This window comes from Janibacter sp. CFPM2_SD2 (assembly GCF_057364645.1).
The window spans coordinates 1-9,843 of record NZ_JBNFOF010000115.1 but is presented as its reverse complement, the minus strand read 5'-3'; the positions used below and the strand labels follow the sequence as shown (position 1 = coordinate 9,843).

The window sequence follows — 9,843 nt, the reverse complement described above, 5'->3', positions numbered from 1 at the left end:
GTGTCCGACCACGACTCCCGCTGCGGCACACCCCGCGAGATGCCCTCGCGCCACGAGGGCCACCTCGGCCGCCTCGAGCACCGCCCCGGGCCCCGACCGATCGCGGCCAGCCCGTCGGCCAGCTCCTCCTCGGGTGCCTGCCACAGGTCCGGCATCTCGAGGGCGGCGATCGTCAGGGCGCGCACCGAGTCCCGCAGGCCCGACACGAGCCCCAGATCCCCCCACTGCGTCGCCTCTGACATGCTTCGATCATACGTTCGAATCGAGGCCTGAGGAACCCCCAAAGGCCTGTGAATTCAAGGAAGTTCGCCGCGAGCCTGGGGACAAATGGCCGGTGCGACGTCAGCCGCCGAGGCCCGCCCAGGGATCCTCGCGCTCCCAGAGCCGCGGCAGGTGGAGGGCGACGCCGTCCTCGTCGGCGAGGCGATCGAGGACGCTCATCGTGACGTCGAGGTCATCACCGGCGTAGGGCAGGGCGCGCAGCGGCTGGTCGAGGGGACGGAAGAAGTCGTCCCAGTGCGTCAGCACCACCCGGCGGGCCCCCACGGCGCGGACCGTGTGCTCCCAGTAGGCCTCGATGTAGTCCTGCGGCTGCACCCCCAGCTGCCCGACCCCCAGGTAGGCGACCTCGGCGTCGAGACCGGCGAGCGCGCCCGGCACGTACCCGGCGCTGCCCTGCAGCAGGGCGGTCCGGCCGCTGCGGTGGGTGAGCAGGATCGACCACGCCTCACCGCAGCGGTAGGCACCGACCTTGACCGGTGGGGTCAGCGGGGCGTCGATGTCGCCCGGGTACCGATCCGGCGGGCAGTGGCTCGACGCGACGAAGGTCAGGGAGAAGGCACCGCACTCCACGGAGTCGCCGGAGGCGATGACCCGGATGCGGTCCCGGTCGAGGCCACCGCCCACGCCCAGGTTGGCCGTCGACTCGCCACCGACGAGCAGGGCACCCGTGCGCTCGGCGACGACGGCGGAGTCGAGGGCGTGGTCGTAGTGCGTGTGGACGGGGATCACCGCGTCCAGCCCGTCGAGGCCCGCATCGCCGAGGGCTCGGTCCAGGGCGGCATCGATGCGCTCGACGGATGGCGCGACCTTGCCCAGACCCACCTGGAGCAGACCGGGCCGGGAGAAGAACCCATCGGTCATCACGGCGGACTCACCGTCCTGGACGAGCAGCGTCGAGACACCCATGAAGGTCACCGCCAGCGCACCCTCCCCGGCGACCGGGACGTCGAGGCGTGAGGCGTAGGTGGCGAGGTCCGGGCGGCCGGGCTTCAGACGCATCCGGTCAGGCTATCCGGGCCCGGCGTGACGGGCCCGGTCACATCCGTGGTGCCGGTGTCGTCAGATCGGTGACAGCATCGACCCGAGAGGAGCGGTCATGGACCCGGCACAGCAGGCAGAGGACTTCGAGGCGGAGCGCCCACGGCTCGTCGGCCTGGCGACGCGCATCCTCGGCGACCACGCCGAGGCCGAGGACGTCGTGCAGCAGGCATGGCTGCGACTGCACGGCACGGACACCGACATCGAGTCGCTGCCCGCCTGGCTCACGACGGTGACCACCCGCCTGTGCCTCGACCGGCTCAAGTCACGAACTCCGGTGCCGCACAGCGAGATCGAGCCGACCATCACGGCTCCCGACATCGCCGACGACGTCGTCCTGGCCGACACCGTCGGGGTCGCGCTGCAGGCGGTCATCGACCGGCTCTCGCCCGGTGAGCGGGTCGCCTTCGTGCTGCACGACAGCTTCGGCTTCGACTTCGCGACCATCGCCGCGATCCTCGGCACGACACCCGCCGCGGCGCGCAAGCTCGCCTCGCGGGCGCGGGGGAAGGTGCGGGGGCGGGGGTCAGAGAGGGCCGACTGGGAGGTCGTGGACGCCTTCATGGCGGCCGCGCGCGAGGGCGACTTCGACTCCCTTCTGCGGCTGCTCGCACCGGACGCGACGATCACGGCCGACGCAGCCGCCGTCGCGAGCGGCACGCCGGAGCGGGTCGACGGGCGACGGGAGATCGCCGAGTTCTTCAACGGCAGCGCCCACGCCGCCCTCGCCGTGCTCGTCGACGAGCGCCCCGGCTCCGCCTGGTTCCACCGCGGCGAGGCCAAGGTGCTCTTCGACTTCGACGTCGTGGACGGCGTCGTGCAGGGCATCACCTTCCGCGCCGAGCCCGAGGTGCTCGAGCGCGTCACCCGGCGCGAGGACACCCGGCGCTGACCGGTCACATCCGCATTTCCCCGATCGTCATCACCACGAGAGACCACCACGAGAGGATCACCCGATGAAGACCATGACCTGCCAGCAGCTCGGCGGCCCCTGCGACCTCGCCCACCGCGGCGAGACGCACGACGATGTCATCAACGCCCAGGACCAGCACCTCAAGGCGATGGAGAAGGCGGGCGACGCCGCGCACCAGCCCGCCCGCGACGAGATGAAGAAGCGCTGGCGCCGCCCCCGCAAGGCGCTCGGTTGGTACAACGAGATGAAGCAGACCTTCGCTGCCCTGCCGGAGGACTGAGCCGGCCCGGCCCGGTCTCCCTCAGGGGCGCGAGCGCCCCACCAGCACCATCGCCCCGGCACCTCCCAGTGCGCCCACCGCGTACCAGAGGAGGTCGACCGGGGCGAAGGTCGTCCCGAGCACCCAGCGCAGCTGCGGCACCCGCGCCGGCAGACCGGTCAGCTGGGCCAGCTCGACGACCACGCACAGCGCCAGGGCCACCCCGGCCACGACGAGCGGGCGCGGCGTCTCACGACTCGGCCACACCAGACGAAGGACGACGTCATCGTCGACTGGCCGGAGGACGGCAACAAGGCGTCCGAGGAGGGGCTGCGCGAGATGCAGAACAAGGTCGCCGAGGCCGCGGGCGTCGGGGTGGGTGTGCCCGTCCTCGGCGTGCCCGACGTCGGACGAGCTTCACGGCGCACCCGCTCGGCGGAGCCGTCATCGGCCGGGCGTCCGACGCCTACGGCCGGATCAAGGGCCACCCCGGGCTCTACGTCATGGACGGTGCCGGCATCCCCGGCAGCACCGGCACGGCCAACCCCTCGCTGACGATCACCGCGCTCCCCGAGCGCAACATCGCGAAGATCATCGCCGACGGGCGGTGACCTCCTCGGGGTCGGTCACGCCTCGAGCAGGCCGACCCCCGGGCCGTCGAGATCCGCCATCGCCACGTCGCGCCCCGCGATCACGAGCAGCAGGGCGAGGGCTGGCCCGCGCACCTCGGGTCCGTCGCCGAGGGTGAGGTCGAGGTCGGTGGCCCGCAGCGTCACCCGCGCGACGGTCTCGCGACCTCCGCCGACGGCGGCGGGCGTGCGCGCCTGGTAGCGAAGCGCGCCCTCGACCGCCTCGGGGGCGTAGTCGTGCCCGATGCCGAGCGGTCGCCGGATGTCCTCGCCGTGGACGACCTCCTCTACGAGGCGGCTCTCGAGCGGGGCGAGCCGGGTGGCGGTCCCGTCCGCCGACCGGCCACCTCACGCAGGCTGCGCAGCGTCTCGCGGGGCGTCGCCCCGCGGTGCCGGTCGACGCCCTCCTGGGTCATCCGCTCGAAGTCACCGCGTGCCCGCACCATCCCCCGCACGAGGCCGAAGGGGGTGGCGAGCGCGTTGGCGACGAGGTGCGCCGCGACGTCGTGCACGCTCCACCCGTCGCAGAGCGAGGCCGTGCGCCACTGCTCGTCGGTCAGCTGCTCGAGGTCGTCGGCGAGCGCCCGGCGCTCGGCGTGGACGAGGTCCCACACATCGGTCATGGCCTCACCCTGACAGGTCCGGCCGACAGCGTCGCCGGACCCGGCCCATGACGAAGGGGAGGCCCCGCGCCGAGCGCAGGACCTCCCCTTCGGCAGGAGTGGTGCGGGTCAGGCCGGGACGACCGGGCGGCCCTGCAGCACCCGCCACGTGTAGGCCGCCGCGATGGACAGCACCGGGACGGTGATGAGCAGCGCCAGGCCGAGGGTGCACAGCGAGACGATGATGATGAGGATCGCGAGGAGCGCCAGCAGCAGCGTCGGGCCGACGTTCTTCGTCGTGAAGTTGAAGCTCGCCACGATGCCGTCGACACCCGACTCGCCGTCGAGGACGGCCATGTTGGTGTAGTAGAGCAGGTAGGCCGCGACGATGCCCGGCAGGATGCACATGAGGGTGCCGACGAAGGTCACGATCATGACGATGATGCCCGCGATGATCGCCTGACCCCACGGGATGCGGGTGAACATCGCCCCCAGGTCGGTGCGTCCGGTGTCGACGACGTCGAGCGCGCCGCGCACCAGCGCCAGGCCGAGCACCCAGCTGATGATGCCGGAGACGAAGCTCGTCATCAGCGAGATCAGCTGGTGGAGCAGGTAGTTCTCCGGCAGGCCGGTCACCGGGTCGATGGTGCTGCCGGTGCCGAGGAGGCTGCCGGTCGTCGCGAGGTTGGTGCCGAAGCTGATCGCCGCGCTGATGACGAGCATGACGGCGGTGATGATCATGAAGGGGCCGACGTTCTTGGTGAAGAGCTGCCAGCCGTAGGTCAGCGCGTCCATCGGGCTGTACGGCGGCTGCATCCCGCCGAACTGGGGCGGCATGCTGCCACCGCCGTAGGCCGGCGGACCGCCGGCACCGGGCGGCGGAGGTGGCGCCCGCCCCCGGCGGCGTGCCGTAGGGCTTGCTCGGCTGACCGCCGTGCGGCTGGCCGGGCTGACCGCCGTAGGGCTGGTTGCCGTAGGGCGAGGGCGACCCGTAGGGCTGGCCGCCCTGCGGCTGGGAGCCCCCGTAGGGCGGCTGGCCACCGGATCCGGGCGGGGTCGACGGCTGGTCGGGCGGGTACGGAGGCTGGCTCATGGGCCCCACCCCATCGCATGTGGCGCACCGCGGCAAGCAGCGACGCGGGGGAGGACTCCCCTCACGCCTCGACGAGCAGCTCCCGGGTGATGTCGGCGATGGTGGCGGCCCCGACGAGACCCATGGTCAGGTCGAGCTCGGCGAGCACGTTGTCGATGACCGCGCTGACCCCGGCGGCGCCGTCGATGGCGAGGCCGTAGACGTGCGGGCGGCCGAGCAGGCAGGCGTCGGCGCCGAGGGCGAGCGCGACGAAGAGGTCCGCCCCGGAGCGCACCCCGCTGTCCATGAGCACCGTCGGCTCGGGCCCGACCGCGTCGCGCACGCGGACCAGCGCGTCGAGGGCCGCGATCGACCGATCGACCTGTCGCCCACCGTGGTTGGAGACGACGACGGCGTCGACCCCGGCGTCGAAGGCCCGCCGCGCATCGTCCTCGTGGAGGATCCCCTTGAGCACCACGGGCAGGCGGGTGCGCTCCCGCAGGGTCGCGATGTGCTCCCACGAGAGCGCGGGGTTGGAGTAGATGTCGAGGAAGGTCTCGACCGCCGCCCGCGGCTCCGGCGAGCGCAGGTTGTCGCGGACGCCGCCGGGGTGCTCGCGGCTCATCGAGAGCAGGGTGCCGACTCCCCCCTTCGCCGCACGGGCCGCCTGCAGCGGCTTGCGCGGGTCGACCCCGAGGGACTGCGCGGCGCGCGCACCGGCGGCGAGCCGCTCGCGGACCAGCTGCATGAAGCGGGGGTCGGACGTGTACTGGGCGATGCCCTGCCCCCGGGCGAAGGGGAGGGACCCCAGGTCGAGGTCGGCGGTGCGCCAGCCGAGCATGGTCGTGTCGAGCGTGACGACGAGCGCCTGCGCCCCGGCTGCCTCGGCCCGGCCGATCATCGAGTCGACGAGGCCCTCGTCGGTCGACCAGTAGAGCTGGTACCAGAAGGGGGTGCCGGCCATCGCCTGCGCCGTCTCCTCCATCGGCGAGCAGCCCTGGCAGGAGAAGACGTAGGGCACGCCGCTGGCGTGGGCCCCCTGCGCGATGAGCAGGTCGGCGTCGTCGGTGACGAGCCCGGCGGCACCGACCGGGGCGAGGAGCAGCGGTGCGGCGAGCTCGGTGTCCAGGACCGTCGTCGTCAGGTCACGCGTCGTCGTCGCGTGCAGCATCCGCGGCACGACCTGCCAGCGGTCGAAGGCGGCGCGGTTGGCGCGCATCGTCGCACCGCCCCCGGCTCCACCCGCGATGTAGGCCCAGGCCTTGCGGCTCAACGCTGCTCGTGCGCGACGCTCGAGCTCGGCGACGTCCGTCGGGACGGTGGGCGCCATGCCGAGCGCACCGGGTCGGTAGATCGCGTCCTGGCGGGCACGACCGGGGGCGGGCTGGGGAGTCGTCATGAGCGCAGGTTAGGGCCCCGAACCGGTGAGATCGGCCACAACGAGGACCCCGTCCGCACCCTGACCTTTCGTTGACCTCATGGGCTTCTGGGGTGGTTTGGGCGCGATTGCCATCATTAGCCCTTCGTTGGCCTGCGAGTTACCTTCCGCTCAACGCCACGCACAACACCACATCGGAAGGAAGGCATGTCGACGCCACCCCTGGGGATCGCCACGATCGTGCTGCTGCTCGTCCTCTTCTACGGCCTGACCATGGTCATGTCGGTGAAGATCAGCCGCGGTGAGGAAAATGCCGACGAGTACATGACGGCCGGGCACAACATCGGCTTCGGCATCTCCGCGGCCTCGATGACCGCGACGTGGATCTGGGCCTCGTCGATGTATGCCTCCGTCACCTCCGGATACACCTACGGCATCTCCGGGCCGATCCACTACGGGCTCTGGGGCGCGCTGATGATCCTCTTCATCTACCCCTTCGGCCGGCGGATCCGGGCGGTCGCCCCCCACGCGCACACCCTCGCCGAGGTCATGCGGGCGCGGCACGGCCGCTCGAGCCAGCTGATGCTCGCGATCTCCAACGTCCTCGGCAGCGTCATCTCGCTGATGTCCAACTTCATCGCCGGCGGTGCGCTCATCGCGATGCTCTCGCCGATGAGCTTCATCCAGGGCGTGCTGATGATCGCGGCCGGCGTGCTCATGTACACGATCTGGTCGGGCTTCCGCGCCTCGGTGCTCACCGACTTCGCCCAGGTCGTCGCCATGCTCCTGGCCGTCGTCGTCCTCGTCCCCGCCTTCTTCTTCGTCCTCGGTGGGCCCGACCTGCTGCGCGAGGGCGCCGGCAACCTCACCGCCCACCAGTCGAGCTTCTTCTCCTCCGAGGCCTTCCTCGGCCAGGGCGCCCCCTACATCGCCGCCGTCCTCGCCTACGCCATCGGCAACCAGACGATCGCCCAGCGCCTCTTCGCCGTGCGCGAGGACCTCATCAAGCCGACCTTCGTCACCGCGACGATCGGCTACGGCGCGACGATCATCGGCGTCGGCATGATGGGCGTGCTCGCCCTCTACGCCGGCATCGACCCGGCCGGCGGCGACCCCAACAACCTGCTGCCGCAGATGGCCGCGACCCACCTCGCGACCCCGCTCATCGTCGTCTTCTTCGTCATGATCATCGGGTCGCTGTCCTCGACGGCCGACTCCGACCTGGCCGCCCTCTCGTCGATCGTCATGACCGACATCTACGGCGACCGCGCCCGCCGCCAGGGGACGATCAACCCCGCGACGATGCTGCTCATCGGGCGCCTGACGATGGTCGTCGCCACGGTCGCGGCGGTGCTCTTCGCCGCCCTCGAGCTCAACATCCTCGACCTGCTCGTCTTCGTCGGCGCGATGTGGGGCTGCCTCGTCTTCCCCGTCATCGCCTCCTTCTACTGGTCGAAGGTCACCAACGCCGCCTTCACCGTCTCCGTCCTCGTCGCCTTCGCGGTCTTCCTCCCGGTGCGCTTCGGCTGGCTGCCGCAGAGCGGGGCGCTCGACCTCGTCATCGACGTCGTCGGCATCATCGGCGCCGGCATCGTCGTCGGCCTGATGGCCTTCGGCTTCTTCGGTGCCCGGGTGGGCATGGCCCTCGGTGCCGTCTTCGCGGTGGGGGTCGCCCCCTTCGCCATCGGGGTGATCTCGCAGTACCCGGCGCTGTCCGGCTCGCTCACCGCCTATGCCGTCTCGACGATCGTCTGCGTCGTCATGTCGCTGGCCTCCCGCGAGGAGCCCTTCGACTTCGCCCTCATCTCGCGGCGGACCGGTGACTTCACCGACGACGAGGCGGCGGACGCCCAGCCCGCCGGCGACGACGACCCCGACCTCGAGCCCGCTCGCGCCTGACCCGGAAGGACCACCATGTCGATCACCGCACTGACCCTCTACATCCTCGTCTGGCCGGCCATCGTGGCCGTGATCCTCGGCGTCATCTGCGTCGCCTTCTACAAGGAGTGGCGCGCCGCCAAGGACGAGGGGCGCCGGATCATCTGACCGCACGGGGCGGGCCGGAGGCGCCACACTGGGTGGATGGCAGCGACCGTCCGCCCCGCCGGTCCGCCCGACGCCGAGGTCGTCGGGCGGCTGCTCCACGACTTCAACGTCGAGTTCGACGAGGTGTCGACGCCGAGCGCCGAGGACTTCGCCGGGCGCTTCGAGCACCTGCTGGCCCGTGACGACGTGCTCGTGCTGCTGACCGAGGAGGGTGCTGCGACAACGGGCTTCGCCTACCTCACGCTGCGCCCGACGCCCTACTACGACGGGCTGCTCGGCCAGCTCGAGGAGCTCTACGTCGTGCCGGAGCTGCGCGACCAGGGCATCGGCACGCTCCTGCTCACCACCGCGGTCGAGCACATCGTGGCGAAGGGGGCCGCGGAGCTGCACATCAACGTCGACGAGATCGACGTCGACACCCGCCGCTTCTACGAGCGGCACGGGTTCGTCAACGTCCACCCGGGCGCCGACTACCGCATGCTCTGCTACCTGCGCGAGCTGTGATCCCGTGCGCCCGTGGGTCGCAGGTCTCGTCGCGGCGACCGCGCTGACCCTCGTCGCGTGCACGAGCCCCGCGCCGGAGGCCGGCCGGTGGCAGCCGGTCGACCTCCCCGGTCCGGGGCGGGTGGTGACCCTGACCGGGATCGATGACGGGCTGCTCGTCGGCCGCTACGACGAGGGCGCCCGGGAGCGGGCTTCGCTCACGGTCGTCGGCCCGGACGGCAGCAGCCGGCCGGTCGCGATGGACACGCGCTGGGAGTGGGCCGGGAGGGAGGCGGAGCTGCTCTCCGTCAGCGAGCACGAAGGGGAGGTCGTCGCCCTCGGCGGGCACCGCGCGGGCGCGCACGGGAATGTGCGCTGGACCGTGTGGAGCGGCGACCTCGACGAGGTGGTCGAACAGCCGCAGACCTTCGAGACCTTCGGCGGGTGGGACGCCGGCGGCATCGCCGGCACCTCTGCCTCGCAGGCCGGCCCGATGATCCTCGGCAGCTGGGTCGACCCGGGCCGGCACGGTCTCGACGTGGCGTTGTGGACGCGGCACGGCGACCGGTGGGCCCGGGCGGCACGGCCCGGCAGCGGCCTGGCCGCGACCGCCGACCGACAGCCCTCACCCGGCGCGGTGACCGACCTGCCCGGTGGAGGCCTGCTGGCCGTGGGCTGGGTGACGGTGCTCGGCGAGCGCATCCGCGACGAGGCGGTCCTGTGGACCGCTGCCGACCCGGCCGGACCGTGGCGCGAGGTGGCGCTCCCTTCGACCGGGGCTGGCACGCAACGCCCGACGGCGGTCGACTGCGCCGACGACCACTGCGTCGTCGCCGGGAGCAGCGACGAGGACGTCGCTCTGTGGCGGGTCGACCTCGCGGACGGTCGGGTGGTGCCGGCGCGGCCGCGGACGGTGCTGTCCGACGTGGTGCACTCCTCCGCCCCGGTGATCCGGGTGGCCGCCGGTGAGGTCGACACCGTCGCGCACAGCGAGCCTGCGGGCGGCGCTGCCGGCGGTCGGGAAGGGACGACGCGGGGTCGTGCGGACGGCTCCGGGTGACGAGGACCTGGCGCCCACCGAGCTGCCCGGCCGGCTCGCCGCCATGGCCACCGAGCCCCAGCGGCCGCCCGTCTCTCGCGA

14 protein-coding genes are annotated in these 9,843 nt (G+C 72.2%); 7 read left to right on the top strand and 7 right to left on the bottom strand.

Annotated features, from left to right (window positions below; genetic code table 11):
- Nucleotides 1-242 (bottom strand): hypothetical protein (locus tag AC2W7J_RS11470; protein ID WP_485982521.1); only part of this gene is annotated, 242 nt, incomplete at its 3' end.
- Between the two features lie 100 nt (nucleotides 243-342).
- Nucleotides 343-1,281, bottom strand: a complete 939-nt coding sequence (locus AC2W7J_RS11465; RefSeq protein ID WP_485982519.1) for an MBL fold metallo-hydrolase — start codon at nucleotides 1,279-1,281, stop codon at nucleotides 343-345.
- 97 nt (nucleotides 1,282-1,378) lie between these two features.
- Between AC2W7J_RS11465 and AC2W7J_RS11460 the strand changes: the two genes are divergently transcribed.
- Entirely contained in the window at nucleotides 1,379-2,212 is an 834-nt protein-coding gene (locus tag AC2W7J_RS11460; RefSeq protein WP_485982517.1) for a sigma-70 family RNA polymerase sigma factor, read from the top strand.
- 64 nt (nucleotides 2,213-2,276) lie between these two features.
- On the top strand, nucleotides 2,277-2,513 hold the full coding sequence (locus AC2W7J_RS11455) for a hypothetical protein (protein ID WP_084450809.1): 237 nt from the start codon (nucleotides 2,277-2,279) through the stop codon (nucleotides 2,511-2,513).
- Nucleotides 2,514-2,534: 21 nt separating this feature from the next.
- On the opposite strand, the gene AC2W7J_RS11450 is transcribed toward AC2W7J_RS11455, so the two are convergent.
- Nucleotides 2,535-2,759: a DUF2809 domain-containing protein gene (locus AC2W7J_RS11450; RefSeq protein ID WP_485982515.1), complete on the bottom strand. Its 225-nt coding sequence runs from the start codon at nucleotides 2,757-2,759 to the stop codon at nucleotides 2,535-2,537.
- A gap of 26 nt (nucleotides 2,760-2,785) precedes the next feature.
- Here AC2W7J_RS11450 and AC2W7J_RS11445 point away from each other — a divergent pair, with 26 nt between their 5' ends.
- Nucleotides 2,786-3,103: a GMC oxidoreductase gene (locus AC2W7J_RS11445; RefSeq protein WP_485982523.1), complete on the top strand. Its 318-nt coding sequence runs from the start codon at nucleotides 2,786-2,788 to the stop codon at nucleotides 3,101-3,103.
- Nucleotides 3,104-3,118: 15 nt separating this feature from the next.
- On the opposite strand, the gene AC2W7J_RS11440 is transcribed toward AC2W7J_RS11445, so the two are convergent.
- The 4 genes from AC2W7J_RS11440 to AC2W7J_RS11425 all read right to left on the bottom strand — a co-directional run bounded on the left by AC2W7J_RS11440 (nucleotide 3,119) and on the right by AC2W7J_RS11425 (nucleotide 6,194).
- Nucleotides 3,119-3,268, bottom strand: a complete 150-nt coding sequence (locus tag AC2W7J_RS11440) for a hypothetical protein (RefSeq protein WP_485982514.1) — start codon at nucleotides 3,266-3,268, stop codon at nucleotides 3,119-3,121.
- A 140-nt stretch (nucleotides 3,269-3,408) separates the two neighbouring features.
- Nucleotides 3,409-3,744 carry a maleylpyruvate isomerase family mycothiol-dependent enzyme gene (locus AC2W7J_RS11435; protein ID WP_485982512.1) on the bottom strand — a complete coding sequence of 112 codons (336 nt, stop codon included), beginning with the start codon at nucleotides 3,742-3,744 and terminating at the stop codon, nucleotides 3,409-3,411.
- A 108-nt stretch (nucleotides 3,745-3,852) separates the two neighbouring features.
- A complete protein-coding gene (locus AC2W7J_RS11430; RefSeq protein WP_485982510.1) occupies nucleotides 3,853-4,560 on the bottom strand; it encodes a hypothetical protein in 708 nt (235 codons plus the stop codon).
- Nucleotides 4,561-4,877: 317 nt separating this feature from the next.
- Entirely contained in the window at nucleotides 4,878-6,194 is a 1,317-nt protein-coding gene (locus tag AC2W7J_RS11425) for an alpha-hydroxy-acid oxidizing protein (RefSeq protein ID WP_485982508.1), read from the bottom strand.
- Nucleotides 6,195-6,380: 186 nt separating this feature from the next.
- On the opposite strand from AC2W7J_RS11425, the gene AC2W7J_RS11420 reads away from it, so the two are divergent.
- The 4 genes from AC2W7J_RS11420 to AC2W7J_RS11405 are packed head-to-tail and all read left to right on the top strand — an operon-like array spanning nucleotide 6,381 to nucleotide 9,762.
- The gene (locus AC2W7J_RS11420) at nucleotides 6,381-8,072 is read left to right on the top strand and encodes a sodium:solute symporter family protein (protein WP_485982507.1); all 1,692 of its coding nucleotides are present in this window, start codon (nucleotides 6,381-6,383) and stop codon (nucleotides 8,070-8,072) included.
- 15 nt (nucleotides 8,073-8,087) lie between these two features.
- A complete protein-coding gene (locus AC2W7J_RS11415; protein WP_421007805.1) occupies nucleotides 8,088-8,219 on the top strand; it encodes a putative transporter small subunit in 132 nt (43 codons plus the stop codon).
- Nucleotides 8,220-8,255: 36 nt separating this feature from the next.
- Complete coding sequence (locus AC2W7J_RS11410) at nucleotides 8,256-8,723, top strand: GNAT family N-acetyltransferase (protein WP_485982505.1); 468 nt, start codon at nucleotides 8,256-8,258, stop codon at nucleotides 8,721-8,723.
- Between the two features lie 4 nt (nucleotides 8,724-8,727).
- Nucleotides 8,728-9,762 carry a hypothetical protein gene (locus AC2W7J_RS11405; protein ID WP_485982503.1) on the top strand — a complete coding sequence of 345 codons (1,035 nt, stop codon included), beginning with the start codon at nucleotides 8,728-8,730 and terminating at the stop codon, nucleotides 9,760-9,762.
- Nucleotides 9,763-9,843 lie beyond the last annotated feature (81 nt).

Coding starts and splice junctions, on each gene's coding strand:
- AC2W7J_RS11415 (WP_421007805.1), top strand. CDS start 8,088: ATGTCGATCACCGCACTGACCCTCTACATCCTCGTCTGGCCGGCCATC.
- AC2W7J_RS11420 (WP_485982507.1), top strand. CDS start 6,381: ATGTCGACGCCACCCCTGGGGATCGCCACGATCGTGCTGCTGCTCGTC.
- AC2W7J_RS11455 (WP_084450809.1), top strand. CDS start 2,277: ATGAAGACCATGACCTGCCAGCAGCTCGGCGGCCCCTGCGACCTCGCC.
- AC2W7J_RS11435 (WP_485982512.1), bottom strand. CDS start 3,744: ATGACCGATGTGTGGGACCTCGTCCACGCCGAGCGCCGGGCGCTCGCC.
- AC2W7J_RS11465 (WP_485982519.1), bottom strand. CDS start 1,281: ATGCGTCTGAAGCCCGGCCGCCCGGACCTCGCCACCTACGCCTCACGC.
- AC2W7J_RS11460 (WP_485982517.1), top strand. CDS start 1,379: ATGGACCCGGCACAGCAGGCAGAGGACTTCGAGGCGGAGCGCCCACGG.
- AC2W7J_RS11425 (WP_485982508.1), bottom strand. CDS start 6,194: ATGACGACTCCCCAGCCCGCCCCCGGTCGTGCCCGCCAGGACGCGATC.
- AC2W7J_RS11410 (WP_485982505.1), top strand. CDS start 8,256: ATGGCAGCGACCGTCCGCCCCGCCGGTCCGCCCGACGCCGAGGTCGTC.
- AC2W7J_RS11430 (WP_485982510.1), bottom strand. CDS start 4,560: ATGCCGCCCCAGTTCGGCGGGATGCAGCCGCCGTACAGCCCGATGGAC.